Source organism: Sphingobacterium chungjuense (genome assembly GCF_011316935.1).
In the GTDB taxonomy this organism is placed as follows: Bacteria; Bacteroidota; Bacteroidia; order Sphingobacteriales; family Sphingobacteriaceae; genus Sphingobacterium; species Sphingobacterium chungjuense.
Map to the genome: position 1 here is coordinate 586283 of NZ_WLYS01000001.1, position 25821 is coordinate 612103.

The following is a 25821-nucleotide window of genomic DNA, read 5'->3' on the forward strand; positions in this document are numbered from 1 at the left end:
TTTAATTTTATTACGATATCCGAGACTTCTGTTTAGTTAACATATCACCTAAACTATTTTCCCAATTCGGTATTTCGATATCAAATGTATCTTTTATTTTAGTTTTGTCCAACAATGAGTAATTAGGACGCCTCGCCGCTGTTGGAAATTCATTAGAGTGTACGGGGAGAATTCGACAGACGGATTTGCTTAAATCCCGAATCATCGATGCAAATTCATACCAAGAACACTTACCTTCGTTGGAATAGTGATATATACCTGGCTTCCATACGTCTGCAATCGCTATTTTGATAATTACTTGTGCAAGATCACGTGCATAAGTGGGGGAACCAATTTGGTCGCTCACAACAGATATTTCATCTCTTTCGTCCATCAATTTAAGCATAGTCTTAACGAAGTTACTTCCATAAATAGAATATACCCAAGAAGTTCGGACAATGATAGAGGAGGGATTATATTTCTGCATAGCCTTTTCCCCATCAAATTTAGTCTTCCCATATACATTTATCGGATCTACCTCAGCTTCTTCGGAAAGAGGTAGGGTAGACGATCCATCAAACACGTAATCTGTAGAAATAGCAATGAGTTTGACATTATTCTCCGCACAAAATTTTGCAATCTGGGCACTCGCTAAGTGATTTACTATATTAGCATTCTCTTGATCAGACTCTGCTCGATCTACAGCTGTATACGCTGCGGCATGAATAATAAGCTCCGGATTATATTTTTGCAATACTTCTGGAATCTGTGAAAGATCGCTGAGGGGTAACAACGCTCTGTCTAAAAAAACTACACTAACCTTATTGTCGTTTGTTAGTATTTCGGATAACTCTGAACCCAATTGTCCATTGGCCCCGGTTATGACTATCTTCATTTTAATGATTTTTTATTCTCCTTTATAGAGGTCCTTAAAGGTGGGTAATAGGAGGTCTTTTTCAGAAACAATTATTCTATCCGACGACATCTGCCAATCGATACACAACGTTGAGTCATCAAATCTAATTCCCCATTCCGAATCTTTATGGTAGTAGTTATCACATTTATAGAAAAAGGTTGCTGAGTCACTTAAAACTGCAAAACCATGTAAAAAGCCGCGTGGCACAAACAATTGTTTTCCATTTTCCGAAGAAAGTTCGACCGCAATATGTTCGCCGAAAGTTGCAGAATTTTCTCTCATATCCACCGCCACATCCAATACCGTACCTTCCAACACACGAACGAGTTTAGCCTGTGCGTGGTCGTCTTTTTGAGCATGTAATCCTCGAACGACACCTTTCTTGCTAAAGGATTGATTGTCCTGCACAAAGCAGGTATCGGATTTTGTCAATTCTTGAAACGTCCTTACATTGAAACTTTCAAAAAAAAAGCCACGCTCATCTTCGAATTTTTTCGCTTCTAAGATATAGCAACCTGACAACTTTGTCCCAATTATTTTCATATAAATATTTTCAACTTGTTTACAATGGTAAAGGGAATGATTAGAAACGGTATCCTAATGATAGCCACATTCTTAGCCCTGCCCAAGCCCCTCTGGTATTCAATAGTACTTCATCCGGTCTAGCATCCACATCAACGTCAACTAATGGTGTGTTAAATTCATTGGGTTTATTTTCCAAGACACTTATACCAACGTGATCCAATGGATTTCCCCCGATTCTTGTCCCAGTTATTAAACCTTTGTTAAGGCCAAAGCTAGGAGCAAAAATCTGCCAATCAAGATATACTGCCTGCCCGAATCGCCACTGCCTACCTACAGATGCTCCAGCGGTCAACGTATTGATTCCACCATCAAACATAAAATCGGAAGAATTAGCCGCAGCCCCCCCAACGTAATCTATCCGACCATTATATCCAAAACGAGCATATTGCAAAAACATACCTACATAAAATCCCCGCAACCCACTTACAATACTGAAGTAACGGCGCAATTCAGGCGTAACAGACAAATGATACAGCTTCGTTTGATGCATCTTGATATCTTGATCTGAGTAATAGCCTTCAATATCTTCTCGAAATGGGAACGAATTTTGGGGGCGAAGACCAAAAGCGATTGATACAGACCACTGATCACTCCAAGTTGTCTCATAACCGACATTATAACTACGTACACCCAGCGGTAATAGGTTAACTTTTAACACCTGCGTTTTAAATAGACGGTCTTGTCCGTATACATCAGGAACAGTGGAGAAAGCAAATAAAATTATCATCAGCTGATGACATGGTTTACTAAAGAATCTGCTAAGTATAGACATTCAGGTATTTTGTCAAAAAAGGGAAAAACAAATATATCTAAATTTTGCGGGAACTACTATATTTCGTCAATAGTAATGTCGCTTTGGTTTTCTTTTCCCGTAAAATATTTCAACTGTTGTTCAACAAATGCCCTACGGTCTAGTGAAGGGCGTTGTATCACAATATTTTTCTTGATAGACTGCTGTAGTTCGGTATTATGTATAAAGCCGTCAATGTCAGCAGCTATTTTTTCAGGTGTAGGGTTTGACCCGGAGATCAACCCATTTCTCTCATGTACTATCAAGTCGTGACAGCCACGAGAATCCGATGTTAAGACTGGTACTCCCATAGCTAAAGCTTCAATAATACATACAGGCATACCTTCCTTTTCACTCGGAAAAACAAAAAGATCCGTTATACTCAAATATTTCTCTACCTCGCTGGAGAATCCAATATTATGTACATTAGGGTGCGTCGCCATCCAACTGGTTTCTTCATCATTTAAGCCAGTGGGGTGCGCATTGTCCTGCCCTCCGATCAATATCAAATGGAGGTCTAAATCACCTGATCTATCAATCAATTCTTTAAATGCCCTCAAGACTTTATAGAAACCTTTAAAAAATACAAACCTACCTGTAAAGCAAAGGACAAAAGAAGACTCTTTAATTTCTAACTGCTGGCGCATCTTTAATCTATCAACCGCCGTAAATTTATCTGGATCGAAACGTATAAGATCGCATCCGAGCCCCTTGGTGGGTAACTGATAAATAATATTATTTGGAAAATCCTGATTCAACAGCTGGTAATCTGATTTATTTAATACCCATGCCTCGTCTATTCTTCTTAAGCTCCGAGACTCGACATACTTATAAATAATACGCTTTAAAAGTCCTTCCACGACTGGGTATCCTAATCCATGGAATGTACCAACAGTTCTATAGGGTAATCTCTTATGAAATGTTGTCGTAAATATACCTGTAGTAAAGTGAATAGAAACAATGTCTGGTTGAAAAATGGCTACCTTTTGATGTATAATTCTACTTACTCTCCAGTGCTTAAAAGGATTAAAACCTCGCGGCAAGTCTACAAATGTAAAATGTATGCCTTCAGCCGCATAGTCATAATGATCGGCAACCTTGATTACCCGATCAGGTGAACATATTACATGAACTTCGTGCGAGTTTCGGGACAGTTCTACAGCCACATCGCCTAAAAAGTTGTTGAAACTACCATAATCCGTAATGATGAACTGTATCTTCATTTAATTGTGTTCGTGAATGAATCGCTTCTTACGTTTAGGCAAAGCATCTAACCAAATAGTGCCTTAACCAAATCTTCAATAAAGGTACCTAGAGAATTTCCCTTTTTGGTTCTTGATTGGTTATCCATTTTACCAAAATCGTCCCCTAAGTTTGCCCTTGTTTGAAAAGTACAATTTTCAAATCTAGACGCACGACTCGGTCTCGAATAGGTGTTAAATTTAAATTGGGAAGATCTATACGTTACGTTCATTTCATTCTCTCGCCAAAAGGCGTCTGAACGGATCTCACTATTGTTTACAACCGCTTTATTGTTATTAGCAAATCCAGTTACAACGCCTTTAGCGCCTCCGAAAAAAGCATCTACATTATCGATAAATTTAGAATTCTCTATACTAATATCGCGAGCTTCAAAACCGTAGACAAACACACCGCAACCAAACCTGTTAAACTCCGTGTTTTTTACATCAAGAGCAGTTTTACTTGCTTCCATGTGGATAGATCTATGATAACCGATAAGTATACAATTGCTAACAGATAAGTTTAATAAATTCTTTTGATTGTACTCTGTAACGATGGCCGAACGAGATAGGTTTTGTGCGAATCCACCTTGAAATGGAGTCGCGCTGTATCCTTCTAGATGACAATTTTCTATTACCGCCTGTGAATCACCACGCGCGAAGCCTAAGTATATAGCATCTCCGAACGAATCATAGTCGTTACTCGTATACCATTTCCCACCTACTTCTTTAAAGTCTAAATTACGTGCTGAAAACTGACCAAATACATTAACACGCACACCAGCTCCGTAAATCTTCCTCATCGATACATTGCTAATGGAGACTGAGAATATACGTTCCGTGAACAGGGGGATAGCTAATCGCAATTTATTGTAATCGCGTACAGCAAATTGCGTAGGGTTCTCTGCACCTTCAATATGTAAGTTCGTTATACTCACCGACCCTGTAGAATTATAATCCTTTGAAGAGATATGAAAAAGATAAGACTCTCGATTGCCTGTATTTGCCACAAAGTTTATTTTGGCACCATTTCCTTCAATAGAAAACTGCTGACCTGGTTTTAGCTGAATTGGTTTAATCTCCTTATCAATATGATAGGTCCTATTACGATCTAGTACAATCGTCTTATTTTCTGACAACGCTTTTGCTATAAGTCCATTCAGTTCTTTACTATCATTACCCTGAGCAGCGTTAAGAATAAAGGCTGAACCCAACGAAAACAATAGTGCTAAGCATAAAATCAATTTCTTCTTCATATTTATATATTTAGTTTCAAGTCTTTACCAACTTTTACTTTATTTGTTACACTTACAAGATCAAACAGGTAGAATAGTAGTAATAAAAACAATAGATAGAAATTAGCTCTATACCGAATACCAGATCCTGGATTAAGATAACCAAAAGGGTAATGAACAAATAAGATGCCTATTATTATTATGAAAAGGGTAAAAAACAGATATGGATTAAAATAGCCAAATTTAACGAAACGCAATACCCTTCGATAACATAGAAAAAGGAAAAGTGTCACTAAGAAAAAGCTCTCTAAACCAGCAATCAATTGGGCAGGTTTAGCCAACATCTCGCTGATTGTAGGCCCCCAGAAAGCGATAAACATGCCATAAGGAGCTACTTTAAAAAAACCATATGGTTCTAGCCACGCATCTGCTGAGCGCGTACTTTGAGCGAGATCTGGGTCATCGTATGTAAAATGGATGTACATGCCTCGCGCTAGAAGATCTATTGTATCTCGTAAAAAAAAGATGGCAAAAACATTACAAAAAACGACAAAAGCGCCGAAAGTAAAGCCCCCAACAGAACCCAACTTAAGCCAACCTGTTAAACGCAGATAAACTAATACTTGTAAAATAAATAGAAAGTATTGGGGTTTGAATAGCATGCCCAAATACAGCGCAACAAAGTAAATCGCGTGTAATCGGAAGTTCCCATTTAAAAATCGAACGATCATCACCGCGATCACACCAGAAAAGAAGCAGCCGACCGCTTCTTTAGAATGCACACTCGTCCAAACTGCAAAATTGGGCAAACTTAAAAGAATAAATAACAAGATGGGGTATCTATATAGAAATAGTCGCTCTACGGCATAATAGATCCCGTACAAGGAAAGCAACATCGAGGGAATACTCGCTAAAACATCCAGAAAGAAAACTTTCTTAAATATTCCTCCGAAAAACACCATCATAGCGGTCGAAGAGTATAGTACATTAGGCCCCAGTACGATGCCACTATTTAGATAAGTAGATGTATCGCCTAAAGAAGTAATTCTTCCGTAGACAAAGAAAGCAAAAAACAAATAAAAAATTTTGACGCCGAAATAGGCGACCCAGAATTTTCTAAATTTCATTCTTATATAATTTCAACCAAATCTGTATAATTTGATCAATAGAGAATTGTTGAAGTACATGCTCTCTTCCTTCAGAATCACGTATCTGCCCACGTTTATAATAGGATAGCATTCCTTCTGACAAGCGATCAGCATTCTTAGGAGGCACTAAAATTCCATTACGCCCTATAACCTCCTTTACACCCCCACAGTCCGTGGCTACCACAGGCAAGCTACTTGATAGCGCTTCTGCCACAACCAGACCAAAGCCCTCAAAAGCTGATGAAAGTAGAAACGTATCAGCCATACTCATCAGATCCGCTACGTCTGACCTTCTTCCTAAGAACTGAACATGCGTCGAAATATCATAATACATTACTAAAGATTGCAAAGACTCCAATTCAAGTCCTTCCCCTACGATCAGGAGCTTTGCAGCACCTCCTGAATCTAAAAATTTTTTGAACCCCTCAAGCATGTTTGGGTAATCCTTTTGCGCATGCAAGCGACCGACTGCTAAAAAGATAAATGTAGACGCTGGTATTGATAAGCTTATACGCATACGATCTCTAACAATCGGACTGTATAAAAACCGTTTGGTATCAATAGCATTTGGGACAAACCTGGATTTGTCGGCGGAAAAATATCCCGCGCGAAGGTATTCTTCTAAAGCTTCGACACTCACATTGGTATCTATGTCAGAAAGATGATCTGTGAGTTTATAAAGTCCCATTATAAATGGACCTCCTTCTGAGATATTATGAGCCGTACACACCAATTTTTGCACCCTAGTGGTCAACCTCAATAATCTAGTAAATAAATTGGCGTGGATCATGTGCGCATGTACAACAAGCGGCGATTGGGACACCAGGATATTCCTCAATTTACGCCATCCTATGAACAAAGATAGTATACCCCTGATATTAAGATCCACCACCTTCACACCAGCTTCTAAAAAAGATGACTTTAAAACGCCATCAGGTCGCATGACCGCGACTGTTATTTGATAACCAATATTTACCAGTGTTTTTGAAAGCAAAAGCAATTGCATTTCGGCACCCCCCATACGTAGCCCCGTAATGACGAATACAATATTTTTCTTATCTAAACTAATATCTTCCGCCATTGTTGGAGAACCTTATCTATACTAAAATTTTCACTCTTCTTTAACGCCTGCATTCCCATGGCAGGAAGAAGTTGCTCTTCGGAGATTAATCGTTCCATATTTGTACGTAAATCTACAATGTTACCATCTTCTGCTAAAAAACCATTTAAACCATGCTCCACAATTTCCGATGGCCCGGTAAGGCAATCAAAACTTAAAATTGGCAAACCATAGCTTAAACTTTCAAGTAATACCATCGGTAATCCCTCAAAGCGTGAGCTCATCACCAGAAAAGAAGCCCGACAATAGTACTCGGATATGGAAGACGTATTAGGAATAAGCTGAATCTGCTCGCCTACGCCAGCACGGTCTATTTGACTTCGTAACAACTGCTCATCCTCTCCGCTACCAATTATCAATAGGCGCCAAGATGGATATTTACGTAGTAATGGCGTGGCAGATTCTATTAAAAGATCAAATCCTTTTTGGTACGTAAGCCTACCAACAGCAATCATTGTTTTATTCTCAGTTCGATCTATAAAACTTTTTTGAACCTTATCAAATGGAATAGGATTGGAAACTACACTAATTTTTGACGGACTCACACTTCCCTGTTGTACCCATAGATCACGATCTCGGTTAGTTAATACGACAATATGATTTGCCATAATTGCTGCGAGACTTCTCGCATAACTCCTTGTCTTTCGCCCAAGATCAATGGAATAATTAAAATGCTCCCATACGATCGTTTTACAAGATGATAATGCTAATGCCGGTAAACCAATTAATGCCACCATACTCTCCACAATGATCAGGTGAGTAATGGCGTGTCTTTTAACATATCTTCTCACCTTTAAGTAAACAGCCATTTTTTGAAATAATCGTGCTTGACTACCCTCTACCAATTGCGACCCAACGATATTTTCTACTAGCGCGAAACTAGGAGACCCATCTCCCCAGATACTCAATAAGTGAACATCAAAGCCTTGCTTTGATAATCCATTAGCAATACTTGCAGAAACGCGTTCGGTTCCTCCTGTGTGAGACCAATTATGTATTAAAAAGCAAATTTTGGACATGCGGTTTTTTATTTTTTGTTATCTACAATGCCGAAAAAAAAGTCATTGAAAACTTTTTGATTACTTAAAAAACTGCGACAGTAACCTGCAACAATACCCCGCTTTAGAGTATACTTTTTTTCCAACACAAAAAACAAATTATAGCTTCTCAATTTTTCTTTAAAAATAAAAACCAAATGCTTGTATTGAATGGCTGACAATGTTTTAATGTCGTGAAGCGCTCGAAAAAAAGAGATTACCTGTATTAACAAATGCTGATTGACCTCTTCAGGGGTGATGTCATCTTTCAAATATTGATCTCGTCGTTGATAAAAGAAATCCATCATAACGATATAGTCGTTTACCATACGTTCACTAGCTGTTCGCATGATTGAATCTCCTCGAATTAAATAATTCAAAAACTTTTTCTTCGAGCTAATTACACGATTCAGATGTTGGGCCGAAGCAAAACAAAATATGTGGTCTTCAAAGTTAACTCCCGGCTCAAAAATATTTGGACTAAATTTTTCTAAAAAACTCCTACTGTATACTTTATCGATGGCGGAGGTGCTTATGTTTTTGTAATTCAAAAGTTGCTTCAAGATCTCACTACCTTCAAATACTTTATAGTCTTCTTCAAACTGCAAATCAACAAAAGAGCGCGACACGAAGCCTTGCCCTTCGTACATATAGGATCTCGCAAAATTTATATAGTCTACATCCGGGTTAGCAATAAGCATTTCGTTTAAGGAGTGTAAGGTATCGCCTTCAATGGTGTCGTCGCTGTCTAGAAACAGAATATATTGGCCAGAAGATCTCTCAAACCCATTGTTTCTTGCTACACTTAGTCCTTTATTCTCCTGTTCAATGAGTATGAAGTTTGATGGAGATGTCTCAAAAAACGTTTTTAAAAGGATTCCACTGTTGTCGGTAGCGCCGTCGTTTACAATAATCGCTTCGAAATTTCTATAGGATTGCTTTTTTATAGAGTTCAAGCAACTAATAATATATTTCTCTACGTTATAGACTGGTACAACAATTGAAAAAAAAACCTCTTCTTTTTCAGAAATTGCTTGGCTATTGTTTAGCATATACTCTTACGTAATCTACAACGAAATTGGTCGGTCTGAATCCAAAATCTCTTTTAAAAGCATTTCTGTCACTAATTTCACAACTCAAAATAATATATTGATCCATATGTGAAATAGGCTCGCTCACCTCCCAAACAAGTCGACTATCTACGAAAAATCGGTAATACTCAGGTGTCCATTCTAAAGCATAGACATGGTATTGACCATTATCTAACCTAACATCTGATCTGGTTTCTGCAGACCTTGATTGTTGATTCGCTCCATACCCATTCCAGTGGAGTGCATGGTTTATATTATAAGGATCCCCTCTCACAAATTCCATAATATCAATTTCCATCCCGTCTACTATAGGGTTAAGAGTTCTACCCATATCCGGGGATTGTAACCAAAATGCAGCCCAATGTCCCATAGAGATAGAATCGACTCGAGCTCTGCATTCGTAATAGCCGAACTTCTGTTGAAATTTTCTTTGCGTTCCAATCATACCTGTAAAAGCCGTATCGTTACGCATAAAGTTACTAATAACCAGCTCGTTAAGAGTCGTATCAATAAACACTGCCTCGCGAACGTTATAAGCCTGCCTTCTTAAACCCAAGCCTCTGTAAGACCACTTTGTGGTATCCAAATTAGAACCGTTGAATTCGTCGCTCCAAACCAACTTGTAACCCTCTGGCGGAAGTGACACCAAAGGCTTGCTATCAAGTCCCACCGAATCCTTTCGGCAAGATGATAGCAGTAAACAAAAAATTGACAGATAAAAAATCAGCTTCATTTTACACGATAAACATTAAATAAGGAATTAAATACGCGCTTAGGATGTCGAAATAAGCGATTGAACATTTGACCAACTTCACCTCCTCCTCCTTTGCTAATATAATTAACTATCCTAAATATAGCTGTAATGTATTTTTTATCTAATATACTCAAATGAAAATCACATCGAGCAACTAAGCGCTTATAGGCATAAGAGTTTTCCCGAAATCGACTATCTAATAAACGACTTTTTGCCGACTTACGCATTACTTTGAAGTGCTGGTAAGTCGCTGGAATAACGTTTTTGTTGGTCGAAATCCCACCAGTATGTATACGGTAGTAGTACAATACGTCATCAACAAAGTTGATAGTCCCCTCCTGGTCCATCAAATAATACAAATCCTGATCAACCGCTTTGGTAAACTCTGGTGAAATACCCGCTGTTTTGCGATAAAGATCGTTTCTGTACACTGCAAAATGTGTTACCCCACCTCCATCGTATAGTAAATACGACCCGAGATTGGATACATCTTTAGAGTTTGGATCTACTTCTACTGGATTTAGTTGATCATCACAAAACACATCTTTCGAATTGATCATAGCGGAGTCAGGATATTTTGCAAAAGCTTCAAGCATTGTTGAAAGTGCATGAGGAACTAGTGCGTCATCTGGATCTAAAAAACCACAATACGTTCCTGAAGACTCTTCAGCACAGCGCATTTTGGTATAACCGCATCCTCTATTTTCTTCGTTTACAAATACTTTAATTCTTTCGTCAACAAGAAGGGGTTGTAATATTTTCAAAGAATCGTCCGTAGAACAATCGTCTACAATAATTAATTCCCAATTGGTATAGGTTTGGTTAAGTACACTATCAATTGCCTCGCGGATATAATGGCCATTATTGTAGTTTGCCATTAGGATGGATATTTTGTTCTTCATATACTTTACTCCGATTTTTGATCTTAATGATCTCCTGTGTAGATCGCTAATAATCGCTTTCCTAAGACTGCGATATTGTAATTCTCCCTTGCGAAGATATGTGATTTTTCTGAAAATGAATGGATTTCATCTGGGTTCTCTACAAACCATTTAATCTTCTCGACAAAGGCAACAACATTCCCTTTTGGCAAAACATAACCAGTTTCACCATCCATCAACCCATATTTTGCACCTCCAGCATCAGAAACCAATACGGGAAGTTTCAAAAATTGTGCTTCCTGAATTACTAAGCCTTGTGTTTCTGCACGTGCGGTTTTCGGCTCTTCCAAACCTGGCAAAATAAATAGGTGTGCGGCAGACATAAGTTCGAAAACTTTTTCCTGATTTAATGCTCCATAAAGAGTAAAATGCCTTTCCAAACCCTGCGCTTCTATTTTGCTTCGTAATTCATATTCTTGGTCACCCGCACCAACAATATGAAGTATAAAATTTTGGACATTTGCAGCAATTAGTTTTTCCGCGATATCAGGTAGCATTAGACATCCTTTAAAATAAGTTAGCCTGCCACAATAGATTAGATGGAGACAGTCTCCATGTGCATAAGTATTCGGATTTCTACGAAGGTAATTTGTTAAGAAGTCTGCATCAAATCCAACGGGTAATGCGTGCATTTTTCTTGGGTGGATTCGAAAGCTATCAATGATTTCCTTCATGTATGGTGTATTATACGTAAATCCATCGAAAGAATCAAATAGAGGCTTATAAGTATCTTTTAACATAGCGACACTTGACGGTAAAATGTCATATCCGTGAAACGTACAGATTTTTTTCGACTTACTGAACCAACCATATTTAAGGTACACCTCGTGAAAAAGTAGTGCGTTATCTCCAAAATGGCAATGTACAACATCTATTGATTCAGACATTGTCAATAAATCTTTATTTTGATATGCTCTATTATCTAAAAATAGCTTCAGAAATCGGCGACGTAGACGCGAAACTAAACTTGTCTTTTGATGCGCCGGCACCAACCTGGAGTATAAATCATTGCGGTTGAAGAGTGAACTATCAATGGTTTTCCCAATATCAGATGAAAAAATAGTCACCTCATTACCATTATCGATCAAGTCGTTGATCTGGTTAGCGATGAAGGTTTCCGAGTACGAAGGAAACTCTGAAAGAACGAAGAGAATACGCATATGACTTTACTTGCAATATTATTTCTGAAAAATAGATGTTATGACCGAGATAAATAAAGCGGGCGACCTCTTGCCCATTTTTAAAAATGAGCGATTAAAGAACAAAGCCCTCAGTCTAAACAAATCCTGCCACAAATTCACACACTGCTTTAAAGACCATCTAGTGTATAATTTCGAAGTTTTTACACTAAATCTTTCTCTAACTAAAGATATCGCCTCGTTATATGCGTCATACCTATCTTCGATGTACGCTATTGTCTTGGCCGAATTCGTCAATGATCCTTCTGTGATATGTTGAATATACAGCGTATCCTTTATCGCATAAATAGTGTTTGCATGAGAGACAATAGCTAAGGAGAAGATATGATCCTCGTGCGCTACGCGTTCTGTAAATCGTGCCTTAGAGGAGATTGCTAGTGTCTTTTTAAAAACAAATGTCCAAACTGCTGCAGACCACTGATCGTGCTCCAGTTGTGAGCGAAGAAAAACGTCTGTGTTAGCAAAAGTTTCGGACGTTTCGAAACGGATCTTCTTTCTATAACCATTAGAATTTTGTAACTTCTGTACAGAACTATAGTATATTACCTCGTGACCATCATCCATACACATCAATAATCGGCTGACATAGTTTTTGCTAACCGAATCATCAGAATCGATAAAAGCAATATATTCTCCTTTCGCCCTTTCCAAGCCTATCGTCCTAGCTTTCGCTGCACCACTATTATCGTAGGAATACAAACGAAAATCCATATTCGGGATCTGGCTGATGATATTTCTAACCACATTCTCAGTGTCATCCGTAGAACCATCATTTATTAGTATAACCTCAATGCTCGGGTCATACTGTTCCAGCAGTAACTCCAATAAAGAGGAAATGCGATCTGCACAATTATAACAGGGAATAACAATAGACAACTTCTTCATAAGCGCATTAATAATTTAATTTAATGCGTTTTCTAAAAATGATTTGCTGTTGATCCGGTACTCGTTGAGCAAGTAATTCACACGTTCCCAGTTTATTGGTGTGTTCATCAATTTGTCATTGAGCATACTCGAATCTATAATTAATCGGTCTTCGAGCTCAAACATTTTTAATAAAGATGTAAAACGAGTTAGCCCTCTTTTTGGATTTCCATAGATTACGAAGGGCTTATTGAATATGATGGCAAATGCGCAGGCATGGAATGAATCGGCAACTACGAAAGATGCCTCATAAAAGCCTTTTACCCATTCCTCTGTATGCGGTGCCACACGATTTTTTAGAGGTATTGATTTGTTTTCTATCTCACTATTTACACGTGACACTTCCAAATTATACCTCTCTGCGATATGGTTTATTACACGAGTTTTGTCTGCATTCTCGTCCAAGACGTACACTAACAATTTCTTGCCGAGTTTATCCGTATCTGAGGGAGTGAATAATTTTGTGTAATAACTTTCTTCTATAAGCATCGTAGGATCTAAAACATGTGTGGCCGGTGTACTAAATTTATCTTGACATAATATGACTCCTGAATCTTCTCGTACACCAACATAATTAAACTTTTGTAATAGACCGGCACACCCGATGGTTTCCTGATTACTGAATGTCCATTCATCCGTTCCGAACGAGGCGGCATAGGCAATACGTCTTGTACTAGATTCCCTTGATAAAAAACCTAAGAAATAATCAAAAATATTAGGAGTATAACGTGGACGCCAGACCTGATCACTACCAACGATTATTGCGTCGAATTGGTAATTTTCGATATTGCGATGCAGCATTAAAGAGGAATAAAACGCTTTAGTTTTTGGCTGAACATATTTATCCAAAAAAAACTTAGTCCGCTTTCCCAAAATTTTTAATTGCTGTTCTTCGGCATATTCCTTAAACAATTCAATCCCTGGCCTACGTAAAATGTATTTCCCTACGAATCGCTTTATCACCGTAATCGGAAAGTCTTTAATAGCTATTCTATCTTTTTTTCGATCTATGAGGTAGACTTCATGACCTAGTTCTTTCAAGATAGACATTAATGCATACGCCTGCAGGTTACCACCATAATTAGTGTGTAGAGGTAGTGTAAGTATTCCTATTTTCATTTATTAGGGTATAAAACGTAAATATTATGATCTCAACTTGTGGTAAACTCTTGTAAAAAGAGCTAATATTTTGAGATCGATAGACATTTTCTCTTTAAACTTACCAAAAAATGGATAGCGTCTCCAGTGTTTAATACTGTTTTTTCGAACTCTCATTCGTTGTATTTGCACAGTTAAATATGGAAGCGAGATTTTAGTTAACACTCTATCTCTGATTCTTGGAACCATCATTCTCTTCAACTTCCTAATTCGGATTCTAAAATTTATAGCATCTTGTCGATGTAAAAAACTTGGTTTTTGGGATCTAATTATTGCATCTTCCGTGACCGAATCGATGACAAGGGCCTGGTTGAGGATACCTTGTTGTATTATAGATTCTGCCAATCGACTTCTCGTAATGACGATACTATTGCCCATCCCATCAGACCTGTATTCCGGAAGCCAAGCATCTCCCAAAGATATATCTGCCAATTCTGTTGTTACATCAGAACAAAAATCACAAGCATTAGATTTAAAAAGGCCTGTTCCCCACATATCGCCAACTTTAGACATCTTCATGGTCTTAAAATTCTCGTCGCGATCAAAAGCGCCAAAAGAATAATCAGACGATAAGCTATTAGGATCCTTTATTCTGTATTCTTGACTGTGATACTTCCCGCTTACACCTGCACCTTGCGCCAGAAAATCACTAAAAAACCGGCTTTTCCATCCTCCGCATATAATCCCTACCAAGAATGGAATCTTATGCTTATAATGAGGATGGTAGAACTGCTTAAGTCTAATAGCTTTAAGGAAACAAGCGACACCAGAGATCGCAACAGTTCCTTCCAGGTTGTCTATGACTGTGAAACAATGTTCTAAGGTAACTGGAATATAACGAGTTTTAGATGTTTGTTTTATATCGTATTCCCCGCTGTATAATCCATATTCGTAACTACCATCAAACTCTCTTACTATAAACAAATGGTCTACTATTTTGCGCTTTAAAAGATCTGAAAATACATATGTAGCAATACCTCCCGATGATGAATCCGTTCTATAATCTATGCTGTATCCAATATAAGTATTCTCATAGCGCCCTAACTTCTCATCGAATTTCTGTGCCTCAGCAAGAAATTGACTCCCTAATTTATCCTCGTCCGAAACTTCCAGCTGAGGGTCTGGATTGAACGGACACACCTTCACTGCATCATAGGTGTCGCTCCACTTTCCTGACTTCAAAACTGGTAAAAGAAATCCATTTTCGTCCCACTGCATTTCCAATCGGCCAGTAGACTCTGAAGTACATACGCCGCAGCCAGTACACAGGTCGCTTTTAACGATATCTGAGATATTCATATTTTTCCAATAATTTTCTTCATCATATTTGCCAATGCACCGTTAGGGGTATAACATTCGTAATCTTGACGACACGCTTACAAATACCCTATCTTTCAGTTAGCTATGAAATAGGCCTTATCTTATGACCGTTCGATGCCTGACGTTGCTACGTAAAACCAAAGATAGACACCACTGTAACTTATGTTATAATAAGGATACAACCAATCAAACCCTTAAGACTAAAAAACTCATTTAGCAATTTTATCCATCACGAATTTGTAAATCATACTCCGCTCTGCTTTTGAACACCCAATAAAATAAAATACTATAAGAACGTATATTAAAATTATGCCCGTAATTTTAATCAGATCGAAAAACCCAGTAGGCACACCGTATTGTGAATATAACAATACTATCCCAGCTGCAGAACATGTGGTAGCTAGTATTACAGGAAGCATAACCCTAATAAAAAAAATCGCGACACTGAAACGAATCAATTTTGTCAAAAACAGAAGTCTTAAAAAAAGCATGATGATTGATAATATTATAGCTACATAGAGAAACATAACAGGCTCACCAGTCCAGCAAAACAACAGGTAACTTAAAGGAAGGTTAAGCATCATGGTTCCCCCCAGAGCAATCTGATACCACTTGATTTTGCCACCGGCCAACGCGCCACTTGTTAAAGGTCCCGAAAGACTCTCTAATAGAATATTAACCAACGAAAAAAACACAAATACTCCGGAATACGGAGGTGGGCTATCAAGCCACCACGCGAGAATATAGTCAATACTATATAATAAAGGTGCAATAATCAAAGCCATTAAAAAAAAAGAGAACTTTGAGCCCTGTAATACCAAATTGTGCATTCTCTTTAAATCTTCTGCTGCATAAGATTTATATATCTGTGGGTTTATGGCCATTTGAAAATTACTTACAAAAGACTGTACAGCAACCTGCACCTGTAACATTACGCCGTAAGAGGCATTGACCGTTGTACCAAAGAAGATATTCAGCAAGACGTTAGCACCCTGTCCTTTAGCAACCGCTGCAATATTACCAATAAGATTCCAGCTAGAGTAGCTCATCATGTTCTTATAAATGCTTTTATCTCTCTGAATTTCGAAATTACTCTCCGGAAATTGTTTCCTTGAGTAAAGCACGTAAATAGCTGATAGAATAAAATTCATCACGAAAATCATCACAGCGAAGCTAATAAGCTTATCGAACATCGAATGGTATAGCAGGAAGACAATTGAGATTCTCAGCAATGCCTCTAATATGCTTATGCCTGCAAAAACATTCATCCTCTCATGTGCAATGATCATGGCATGATACGGTACTTGAATAATGCCGATAATACTGGCCAGAACAGAAAGTTGATACACAATATTTATCACCCCCATTCGATCGGAAGGGAGATTTAATTTTTCATTTACAAACCATAGTCCCAAAGTTTCCGCAAATAGCAATACTATCGCTGCTATACCTATGTGGACGAGCAAAGAAACATTAAAAACTTTATGAAGTTTAGCACTATCTTTCTCCCCAATAGTAATTGCTAAAAATCGCTGTGTCGCGGAAGACATCGCTGAGTTGAAGAAGCTAAAGAGTGTAATCACTCCACCTACAACACTATAAATACCAAAGTTTTCAATCCCTAAAGCACCTAATACGATTCGCGAGGTATAGAGACTAAGTCCCATATTAAGGAACATCCTCACATATAAAAACAGCGTATTTTTAGCTATTCTACTGTTATTACTTGCCAAAATCTTTGATGATATTTAAACGTGAGATCATAAATAGTCGATATGCACAAAAAATCATAGTATATACTACTTAACAATATGGCTAATGATCTTAATAGTAGATAATACTAGGATGACCAAAAACACGCTCAAAAATGCTCCTCCAATGGAGAAAAGCATAATACTAGCACGGTTTATAGGAAGCGGAAACATCACTTCGTCAACAATTTTTATGATTGGTGCTTCCTTACTCAAAGCAATTTTAGCTTGCTCTAAATTCCGGGTTAATTCCGCTAATACACCTCTACTAGATTCCGTAGATAATTGAGCCTCCTGTAGCGGAATACTCCGAAGAGATTGACGCGTAGGATTTAAGTTCGGAGTGTGATCTGTTACGCTCTGAGAGGAGGAGATAGATCGAGACATAGCCCTTCGAACAGAGTCAACCTTCAATTGAAGCGTGGCAATGTTATCTCTAGAGATCCCCCCCTTTGTTTCCAAATAAAATTCATTTACGTTATTTACTAATTCTTCGTTAAAGCGCTTGGCAAACACTTCATCTTCTGCCGATACTGTGACATAAATTAAATTAGCCTTTTTATTCAACTTATCTACTTCGATATAGCTGTCGCTTATCTTATCACAAACACGTAAAAGAATGGAGTCTCGGGTTCTAGATTCTAAACTATCCGGAGCGAGAAAAAACTCTGTGTCAGCAATTTTAACAGCGAGCTCAGGACGCTCCTCTAGACTTTCACGAAAACCCCGATTTATCTGATAGAATTTTTGCACGAAAAGCTCAGCAGTATCTATTTTGCGTATCAGTGTCTTACGTAAAATGGATCGGGACTTGTAAAGCTCAAAAAGACTTTCGCCTTGGAATAGGCCATCTGCCCCTCCCATTCCGCCAACTGTCATGCCTCCTAATGCCGCCAAACCCGAAGGTCCACCAGTAGAATTACCCTCTAAAATAAAGGTAGTCGTTGCTGTGTAAAGTACCTCTTTAGATTTAGCTAAAAAATATCCAGCTGCCGTTCCAAGCAAAGCAAAGATTAAGATGATATACCATTTAGAAAGAAGATACTTAACGCCTTTCCCAATGTAGATAAATAGATCTTTAAGGGCTATTTCGTCTTGACTTTTTTGCATAACTACTCTTAATTACCGTAAAAGACTCAACAATATTGCAAGCGTGGAGATAACTGCAGATGATAGACCGACTACGGCCTGCGCAGACATAGGAGATTTCAGTGGTTTTTGTGGAACAATAATTTCCGCTCCAGGTGTGACTTCCGGGTAAATTCTGCCTAACCCCTTTATTGTTGATCTAACTTCTCCATTCGCATACTGTACAAACGTTTTGCTTTTGTGGGCTCTACTAGTAAATCCCCCAGCTTGATTGATATAGTAAGTTAAAGGCCTACCCTTCCGATATACAATACGATTGGAATTCAAAACCTCGCCCCGAACAGTAATTGTCTGCAATTGTCTGGGCACGATAATAATATCGCCGTCTTCCATCAATAAATCATGTCTAGAGTGTGGTTTAGAAATAATTTTATCCAAATCAATACCCACATAGCTACTAAAATTTAATGGTGTATTTCGCGCCGCCGATCCTGGAGTGCTGGCTAGAATTTTCTCCTTAGTTATGGCGTCGTCTTCCAAGACTTCACTAATAGCAGAATCTGCATCAACCGAGCTTTGGCTATTATCAAGTGCGATACGAGAATCTGATATTTTCCTTTGCAAAGAAGATCCCTCTAAATACGCTATATCAGTAACCCCACCAGCTCTCTGGATGATATCCGATATAGTCTCTTCCCGTGAAATTAGCGTATAAACTCCCGGATACAGAACTTCTCCTTCTATACGAATCTGCTTCTGATACTGATAACCAGTGCTGGTGCGAATATTGATAATGTCAAAAGGTTTCAGTTCAAAATCGGACTGAAGCGCCTCTTCCTTATTATCAAAGTTGACTATCAATAGTTCAGATAAAACTGAATCCCTTTGATTGACATTTTTACGGATACGACGGGCGATTTCAATTCTTTCTATATTGGCGGCATCCGATAATCCTCCCGCCATATGTATCACATTGCCTAGCGTCATGTCTTCTGCGAAGCTGAATTTACCAGGTTTACGAACTTCGCCATCGATATTGACACTGTACTCTTCTCGAAGATCAAAAATGGACGATATAATAACCCTATCCTCGCGTCTTAACGATATGTCCTCTATCGTCCCATCTAACAAGCCTTTTAGGTCAAAAGAAATCAAGCGTTGCGTATTGTCAGAATTGAGCCTATTGATGTACGCTCTACTCATAAAAGCATCCTCTTTAATACCATCAGCTTTTTGGATGAGCTGCTTCACCGTAAGTCCATCGTCCAGTTGATAAAATCCTGGCCTAAATACGGCGCCTTCCATTTGAACACGATTCTCGTATCTATCCAAAATTTCTTCCACGATATATTGATCGCCATTTTTAGGCTGATAGCTAGAAAAATCAGCCTGATATATGTCGTTTATTCTACGATCTCTGTCGGTAGTAGAAAACACGCGTATTTTCGCGGTATAAGCGTTCGCAGTAAAACCGCCTGTATATTCCAAGAGTTCGGCAAACCGCTCCCCATCTTTCGCTTCATAAAATCCCGGTCTATTAATGAAGCCTTGAAATTCGACTCTATTTCTATAAACGGGAATATGGATCACATCTTGATCCTCTAGGCGGATATTTCCGGATTGGATTCCGTTGACTAAAAAATCGTAAGCATCAATATTACCCAAAATTCTATTATTTCGAATGACCTGAATGTTACGGAAAGTTCCTTTGTCGGATGGTCCTCCAGCAGCATAGAGCGCATTGAATACAGTCGCCACGGAAGGTAGTGTATACGTCCCAGGTTGTGTAACGAAACCGGTTAATGTTATCTTTATACTTCGGATATTGCCTAGGTTCAAGTTGACTTGCGTACGACCACTTCGTATAGATGTATAAGTTTGTGCTAGTTGACTCCTTAGTTTGGCGCGAGCAGCTTGAATAGTTAAGCCACTTACCGAAACAATACCCACATATTCCACGCGGATAGTCCCTTCTGGAGAAACAGTAAGTTGATAACTCGCTTCATTATCACCGGTTAAATCAATCAATAACTGATCACCCGTTCCTATTATGTAGTCCTCCGGAGTAGCCATATTCAGGTTAGGTTCGAATCGAATATTTCCATTTCTAAATAGAGATGAACCAAAAATAGGTGGTGCATCTTCATTCTCAACAAGCTCTCCATTAGATGTATTTAATAGATCTCCGGAGTTGTCTGCCTTACGCCCCTGCTCAGAAGGATCAACCATCAGTGTAAGCTGATCTTTGCCGAGCTGATCTCGCCTGATTCTTGCCACACGAGTTCGTAATTTAGAAATCTCGTTCTCAGGCATTCCTTGATTAATCAGATTAGCAAACATTTCATCTTGTGAAAGTCCCTCCTCCTCTGCGCGAGTCATTAATTGTAACACTTGTGTATTACTTAGCGTCTCTACTTTGACCTTACTGTAATCCACTGCCTGCGCTAAAGATTGGTTAATAAAACCACCTAACACAAGAATAAATACAGCTATGCTATTAAGTATGAATCTCTCCATCATATAAAAAAGTAATCGCTTATCTAAGTGAAACACACAGGATTACGCGCTTTAAAGTTAATATCTGTTTAAATAATTGTATACCCATTCATGTCTCATGATTATGCAATCTTTTATAGGTAATTTATAAAAACAACCTCATCGCAAGCGCTGTTTCATAAGTTACATATTTGCAAATGTAGTTAAAATGCGGGACATGTGTCTATCGACTAAAAGCATAAATTAAGTTAATTAGGGGTATCGCGAAACAGTAATGACATCATGTATTATATTCAGAAATCTTGCTTTCAATTTTCAGATGTTTCTTCAACAATCCCAATAATGGACTATTTGGTATTTTACGTATTTTTCTCGCAAAAATTGCGTTAGACAACCTTAGTTTCTCAAAATCTGTTTCATCTAAGAACGCCGGATCTCCGCCCCTTTTAGAAGTCCAGTCAATAAACCTAAGATTGTCATTCACAATGGTGTGTTTATATGGAGAGTCTTGCAACAGAGTCTGAAAAACGAATTCTTCCGCGCAAAAGGTATATCGAAGCTTTTTAAGTCTATTGCTATCCAATTGATTTAATAAATAACCTAACACCTCCCGATTAAGACTCCAATAGGTTGAACCGCCAAACTTTTTTTTAACTGAAAAATCCTTGCGCTTTATCTGAAATATTTTTTGAAGAAGCGTTAAAGTGTAGATCAGTCGAGCTCCAAATTTAGTTTTTGCATTAAAGAAGTCATAAAAATGGTACCTTCGATATCTATCATGCCCGCCGCTTGAATCCCAGTTATAAAATGGAAAAGAGGAGGATTTAATAAAAGATTTTGATCTATCTAACTTCAAAATATATTGTGTCGTCTTAATGGGGAAGTCTTCACCAGTAATTAGGTGGAAAAAATCGTTATCCTCATTTTTTAAGGCCTCCTCGATTAAACCCAAAATTACATAAAAGTGGTTTACACCACCCCAGTTCACTTCTAATTCATTTGTAATGAATACGTTAGGCAGGTCAGCTAATTTCTCAAAATTTATCCGACTTTTTCTGTCAAAATGTATGTAATAATTAAAATAACTACCCATAGTTTCAATGAGATCCACTATCGATTCTACGTCTTTATAAGCGGTTATTAAAATAGCGTGTCTCATGTCCAAATTTGTTTGTCAATCGTTACAATTTACCTTGACTCGATGACCTCCCTATAATGTAGTTCCACTTAGGAATATTGATCCTTATAATACTTTTGGTAGTCACCAGAAGTTACATTATGTAACCACTCTTCATTGTTTAAGAACCAATCGATAGTGAGTGATAATCCTTGCTGGAAAGTAACGGACGGCACATATCCTAGTTCCTTGTTAATTTTAGTGGCATCGATCGCATAACGAAGGTCATGACCTGGTCTATCTTTCACGTAGGTGATTAAGCTTTCGGAAGTTCCTTTCGTCCTGCCTAACTTTTCGTCCATCTGTTGGCACAATTCTTTAACCAGATCAATATTTTGCCATTCGTTAAAACCACCCACATTGTAGGAATCGCCATTCTTACCTTTGTGGTATACCAAATCGATGGCTTTGGCGTGGTCGATCACGAATAACCAATCGCGTGTATATTTACCATCACCATAGATTGGCAAAGGTTTATTATTTAAAACATTGTGAATACATAATGGGATCAACTTCTCAGGAAAATGGTTTGGCCCGTAGTTATTCGAGCAGTTCGTCACCACGATGGGCAAGCCGTACGTATCATGGTATGCGCGCACGAAGTGATCTGATGATGCTTTCGAAGCCGAATATGGCGAATGCGGATCATAACTCGTTTCTTCTGTAAACAAACCTGTACTACCTAAAGCACCAAAAACCTCGTCCGTAGATACGTGATGAAAACGTTTTCCTTCGAAATTGTCTTTCCAGATTTCACGAGCAGCATTCAATAAATTGACAGTACCAATCACATTGGTCATCACAAAGGCAGAAGGATCTGCAATCGAACGATCCACATGAGATTCTGCTGCCAAATGGATCACGCCATCGGGTTGGAATTTTTTAAATACTTCAAAAATATGAGCCGCGTCGGTAATATCCGTTTTAACAAAGGTATAATTCGCTTTGTCCTGAATATCTTTTAGGTTCTCCAAATTCCCTGCATACGTCAGCGAATCTAAGTTTATGATATGATAGTCGAGGTATTTATTGACAAACTCTCTGACCACGTGGGAACCGATAAATCCGGCTCCGCCGGTAATCAATATCGTTTTATTCATATCGATTGTTAGATAAAATTGTGATGGCAAGGTTTATTTATTGTTTCTCTCTGCTTCTCTTTCAGCCACAATTCTTCTCAATCCTGAACTGGAAAACCGGTGATCGCGGCTATTGAAGTAAAGCTCAATCCCTTTTTGCTCGCAATATTGGCGCCCTGTGAAGTCTTTTTCCGCATACTCGTCTCCCACTATACGGACGTCCAATTTAAAGGATTTCAAAATATCTTCCAAATCTTGCTCTGTTGAGTATGGTACTATTTCATCTACATACTCACATCCTCTCAGTTGTATGTACCGTTCTACGACTGTTTGAGTAGGCGCATTCTTCTCTGGACGATCCAATGTAGGATCCATCTGCAAACCGCATATCAAATAGTCGCATTGCCTTTTAGCTTCAGCCAACATCATAATATGCCCCGCGTGCAATAAGTCGAAAGTAGAAAAGGTAATGCCAACTCGCGGCCCGGGATTGTAATCTTTATTCTTATTTTTTTCCATAGTGTATTGTACGTATAATTTACCTAGTTAACTATTATTTATTATGATGAGTATTTCCCCTCTTATGAATGTTAAGAAAGTGAATGAATAGTTGCCTTCGTACTGCGCCTTAATATCAAAAAATATGCCAGCGGCTATCTAGAAACTTCAATTATAACCTCGCGTCTACGATTTCACGTGCGATAATCCCTTTAATATCAAAAACCACGACACGCTCCCTACAAAAGCTCGTCAAATCCAATCCTGAAAACTCTTGATGTGCTACGGCCATGATAATCGCATCATAACCGCCGGATTGCCTTGCTTCATCCATGGATTTTAAACGTAAACCATATTCATGCTGTACTTCATCCGCAATGGCCCAGGGATCAACAATATCAGCCTGCACACCATAATCCTCTAAGGCCGTATGCAAATCTATCACTTTTGTATTGCGGATATCTGGGCAGTTTTCTTTGAACGTGATGCCTAATATTAAAGCGTTAGCACCCTTTACTGCGATGTCTTTACGAATCATCAACTTGACGACTTTGGAAGCAATAAATTCTGCCACAGAATCATTGACACGTCGACCAGAAAGAATAACATTGGGATGGTAGCCGAGCTGAACCGCTTTGTGTGCGAGATAGTAAGGATCTACTGATATACAATGTCCGCCAACTAAACCCGGCTTATAGGGGAGAAAATTAAACTTGGTACCAGCCGCGGCTAATACATCTTGCGTATCAATTCCGACCCGATCAAAAATCAGCGCCAATTCATTAACAAAGGAGATGTTCACATCACGTTGCGCATTTTCGATCGCTTTAGACGCCTCTGCTACCTTAATGCTTGGTGCTTTGTGCGTACCTGCATGAATAATAACTTGATAAAGCTGATCGATTTCTTCGGCAATAGCCGGCGTAGATCCAGAAGTTACTTTTTTAATGGTAGTCAAGGTATTGATCTTATCTCCCGGATTGATCCGTTCGGGAGAATAACCAGCAAAAAAATCTTCATTGAATAGCAATCCTGATTCTTGCTCCAAGATAGGTACACAATCTTCCTCTGTACAGCCCGGATATACCGTAGATTCGTAAATCACGATATCGCCTTTTTTCAAGACTTTGCCCAACATACGCGTTGCACTGCGCAAGGGCCTAAGATCTGGCGCATTAAATTCATCGATTGGTGTAGGAACAGTTACGATGTAGATCGTACAGGAGCGTAGATCTTCCACAGCACATGAAGCAATATAACCATTCTGATCGTCTGTATCCACCGAAAATTGAAGAGCCGAACGTAAAGCTTCCCGATCTGCTTCTTTCGTGCGGTCAACACCATTGTTTAGCTCGCCAACGCGCGCTTCATCAATATCAAATCCGACGACCTGCGTATGCTCGGCAAACGCTAATGCCAAAGGCAACCCGACGTATCCTTGTCCGATAACGGCTATTTTCTTCATTCTCTACGAATGTACTAAATAGTCTGATAATTCAGAAAATTGAAAATCCGTAATGTAGTTTTCAACGTACTAAGGAGCTATTTCGCGTACTAGTTTTTCAGCCTCTTTCTCGGCAACGATACGACGCAAACCAGAACTAGAAAATCGGTGATCACGGCTGTTGTAATACAACTCAATTCCCTTTTGCTCACAATATTGTCTACCCGTAAAGTTTTTGTCCTGATATTCATCGCCCACAATACGTACATCCAGTTTGAAAGATCGTAGGATATCCTCCAAATCCTGTTCTGTAGAATAAGGCACGATTTCGTCGACATATTGACAACCTCGCAGCTGTATATAGCGTTCTACGACGGTTTGTGTTGGGGCATTTTTCTCCGGACGATCTAAGGTGGGATCCATCTGCAAACCACAAATCAGGTAATCACATTGCCGTTTGGCTTCGGCCAACATCATGATATGACCAGCATGCAATAAATCGAAAGTAGAGAAAGTAATGCCAATGCGTGGCCCAGGATTGTAATCGGGGTGATTCTTGTTTTCCATGTTGATACGTTTGTCTATTTGTGTTCACAAGGATAAATTATTTTTTCAGTACACAAGGTGGACAACGTCGAAACGGCCGTGGACAAAAGGTGGACAAAGCACGATCTCGAATTAAAATCATTCAGCATTTTGTTATCCCAAACCGTTTTCCCATATTTGTGATTGCTTATAGAGAAAGGCTGAGGGATTAGACCCGCGGACGCCTTAGCAACCTGGCGCATGTCAAGGTGCTACAATCTACCCGTTCACAACGAAGGGAATGATAAGCGAACAGAAGCACTA

Annotated in this window: 23 protein-coding genes and 1 riboswitch; all 23 genes read right to left on the reverse strand. The window is 38.7% G+C overall.

What is annotated here, in order from left to right; translation table 11 throughout:
* Positions 1 to 10: 10 nt before the first annotated feature.
* The 23 genes from rfbD to GKO22_RS02795 all read right to left on the reverse strand — a co-directional run bounded on the left by rfbD (position 11) and on the right by GKO22_RS02795 (position 25539).
* Positions 11 to 874 carry a dTDP-4-dehydrorhamnose reductase gene (rfbD, locus tag GKO22_RS02685; protein WP_166332548.1) on the reverse strand — a complete coding sequence of 288 codons (864 nt, stop codon included), beginning with the start codon at positions 872 to 874 and terminating at the stop codon, positions 11 to 13.
* A 12-nt stretch (positions 875 to 886) separates the two neighbouring features.
* The gene (gene rfbC / locus GKO22_RS02690) at positions 887 to 1438 is read right to left on the reverse strand and encodes a dTDP-4-dehydrorhamnose 3,5-epimerase (RefSeq protein ID WP_166332549.1); all 552 of its coding nucleotides are present in this window, start codon (positions 1436 to 1438) and stop codon (positions 887 to 889) included.
* Between the two features lie 40 nt (positions 1439 to 1478).
* Positions 1479 to 2207, reverse strand: coding sequence for a DUF3575 domain-containing protein (locus GKO22_RS02695; RefSeq protein ID WP_166332550.1), 729 nt, complete (start codon positions 2205 to 2207; stop codon positions 1479 to 1481).
* Positions 2208 to 2308: 101 nt separating this feature from the next.
* Positions 2309 to 3493, reverse strand: coding sequence for a glycosyltransferase (locus GKO22_RS02700; RefSeq protein WP_166332551.1), 1185 nt, complete (start codon positions 3491 to 3493; stop codon positions 2309 to 2311).
* A 47-nt stretch (positions 3494 to 3540) separates the two neighbouring features.
* Entirely contained in the window at positions 3541 to 4767 is a 1227-nt protein-coding gene (locus GKO22_RS02705) for a hypothetical protein (RefSeq protein WP_166332552.1), read from the reverse strand.
* Between the two features lie 2 nt (positions 4768 to 4769).
* Entirely contained in the window at positions 4770 to 5873 is a 1104-nt protein-coding gene (locus tag GKO22_RS02710; protein WP_166332553.1) for a hypothetical protein, read from the reverse strand.
* Entirely contained in the window at positions 5863 to 6975 is a 1113-nt protein-coding gene (locus GKO22_RS02715; RefSeq protein ID WP_166332554.1) for a glycosyltransferase, read from the reverse strand. Before GKO22_RS02715 ends, GKO22_RS02710 begins: the two co-directional genes overlap by 11 nt.
* Entirely contained in the window at positions 6954 to 8033 is a 1080-nt protein-coding gene (locus GKO22_RS02720) for a glycosyltransferase family 4 protein (protein WP_166332555.1), read from the reverse strand. Before GKO22_RS02720 ends, GKO22_RS02715 begins: the two co-directional genes overlap by 22 nt.
* A gap of 8 nt (positions 8034 to 8041) precedes the next feature.
* A complete protein-coding gene (locus GKO22_RS02725) occupies positions 8042 to 9103 on the reverse strand; it encodes a glycosyltransferase family 2 protein (RefSeq protein ID WP_166332556.1) in 1062 nt (353 codons plus the stop codon).
* Positions 9090 to 9875 carry a glycoside hydrolase family 16 protein gene (locus GKO22_RS02730; RefSeq protein ID WP_166332557.1) on the reverse strand — a complete coding sequence of 262 codons (786 nt, stop codon included), beginning with the start codon at positions 9873 to 9875 and terminating at the stop codon, positions 9090 to 9092. Before GKO22_RS02730 ends, GKO22_RS02725 begins: the two co-directional genes overlap by 14 nt.
* Positions 9872 to 10798 carry a glycosyltransferase gene (locus GKO22_RS02735; RefSeq protein WP_166332558.1) on the reverse strand — a complete coding sequence of 309 codons (927 nt, stop codon included), beginning with the start codon at positions 10796 to 10798 and terminating at the stop codon, positions 9872 to 9874. The genes GKO22_RS02730 and GKO22_RS02735 overlap by 4 nt, the downstream gene beginning before the upstream one ends.
* Positions 10799 to 10821: 23 nt before the next feature.
* Complete coding sequence (locus tag GKO22_RS02740) at positions 10822 to 11997, reverse strand: glycosyltransferase family 4 protein (RefSeq protein ID WP_166332559.1); 1176 nt, start codon at positions 11995 to 11997, stop codon at positions 10822 to 10824.
* Positions 11998 to 12015: 18 nt separating this feature from the next.
* Complete coding sequence (locus GKO22_RS02745; RefSeq protein WP_166332560.1) at positions 12016 to 12921, reverse strand: glycosyltransferase family 2 protein; 906 nt, start codon at positions 12919 to 12921, stop codon at positions 12016 to 12018.
* A gap of 15 nt (positions 12922 to 12936) precedes the next feature.
* Entirely contained in the window at positions 12937 to 14079 is a 1143-nt protein-coding gene (locus GKO22_RS02750; RefSeq protein ID WP_166332561.1) for a polysaccharide pyruvyl transferase family protein, read from the reverse strand.
* A 24-nt stretch (positions 14080 to 14103) separates the two neighbouring features.
* Entirely contained in the window at positions 14104 to 15417 is a 1314-nt protein-coding gene (locus GKO22_RS02755) for a Coenzyme F420 hydrogenase/dehydrogenase, beta subunit C-terminal domain (protein WP_166332562.1), read from the reverse strand.
* Positions 15418 to 15647: 230 nt separating this feature from the next.
* A complete protein-coding gene (locus GKO22_RS02760) occupies positions 15648 to 17171 on the reverse strand; it encodes a lipopolysaccharide biosynthesis protein (RefSeq protein ID WP_166332563.1) in 1524 nt (507 codons plus the stop codon).
* A gap of 66 nt (positions 17172 to 17237) precedes the next feature.
* A complete protein-coding gene (locus GKO22_RS02765; protein ID WP_166332564.1) occupies positions 17238 to 18299 on the reverse strand; it encodes a GumC domain-containing protein in 1062 nt (353 codons plus the stop codon).
* A 12-nt stretch (positions 18300 to 18311) separates the two neighbouring features.
* A complete protein-coding gene (locus GKO22_RS02770; protein ID WP_166332565.1) occupies positions 18312 to 20798 on the reverse strand; it encodes an SLBB domain-containing protein in 2487 nt (828 codons plus the stop codon).
* A gap of 256 nt (positions 20799 to 21054) precedes the next feature.
* The gene (locus GKO22_RS02775; protein WP_166332566.1) at positions 21055 to 21933 is read right to left on the reverse strand and encodes a beta-1,6-N-acetylglucosaminyltransferase; all 879 of its coding nucleotides are present in this window, start codon (positions 21931 to 21933) and stop codon (positions 21055 to 21057) included.
* Between the two features lie 68 nt (positions 21934 to 22001).
* Positions 22002 to 23051: a dTDP-glucose 4,6-dehydratase gene (gene rfbB, locus GKO22_RS02780; protein ID WP_166332567.1), complete on the reverse strand. Its 1050-nt coding sequence runs from the start codon at positions 23049 to 23051 to the stop codon at positions 22002 to 22004.
* A gap of 33 nt (positions 23052 to 23084) precedes the next feature.
* Positions 23085 to 23549: an adenylyltransferase/cytidyltransferase family protein gene (locus GKO22_RS02785; protein WP_166332568.1), complete on the reverse strand. Its 465-nt coding sequence runs from the start codon at positions 23547 to 23549 to the stop codon at positions 23085 to 23087.
* Positions 23550 to 23700: 151 nt separating this feature from the next.
* Complete coding sequence (locus tag GKO22_RS02790; protein ID WP_166332569.1) at positions 23701 to 24993, reverse strand: nucleotide sugar dehydrogenase; 1293 nt, start codon at positions 24991 to 24993, stop codon at positions 23701 to 23703.
* A gap of 69 nt (positions 24994 to 25062) precedes the next feature.
* On the reverse strand, positions 25063 to 25539 hold the full coding sequence (locus GKO22_RS02795; protein WP_166332570.1) for an adenylyltransferase/cytidyltransferase family protein: 477 nt from the start codon (positions 25537 to 25539) through the stop codon (positions 25063 to 25065).
* A 163-nt stretch (positions 25540 to 25702) separates the two neighbouring features.
* A riboswitch (SAM riboswitch) is annotated at positions 25703 to 25808 on the forward strand.
* The last annotated feature ends 13 nt before the right edge of the window (positions 25809 to 25821 follow it).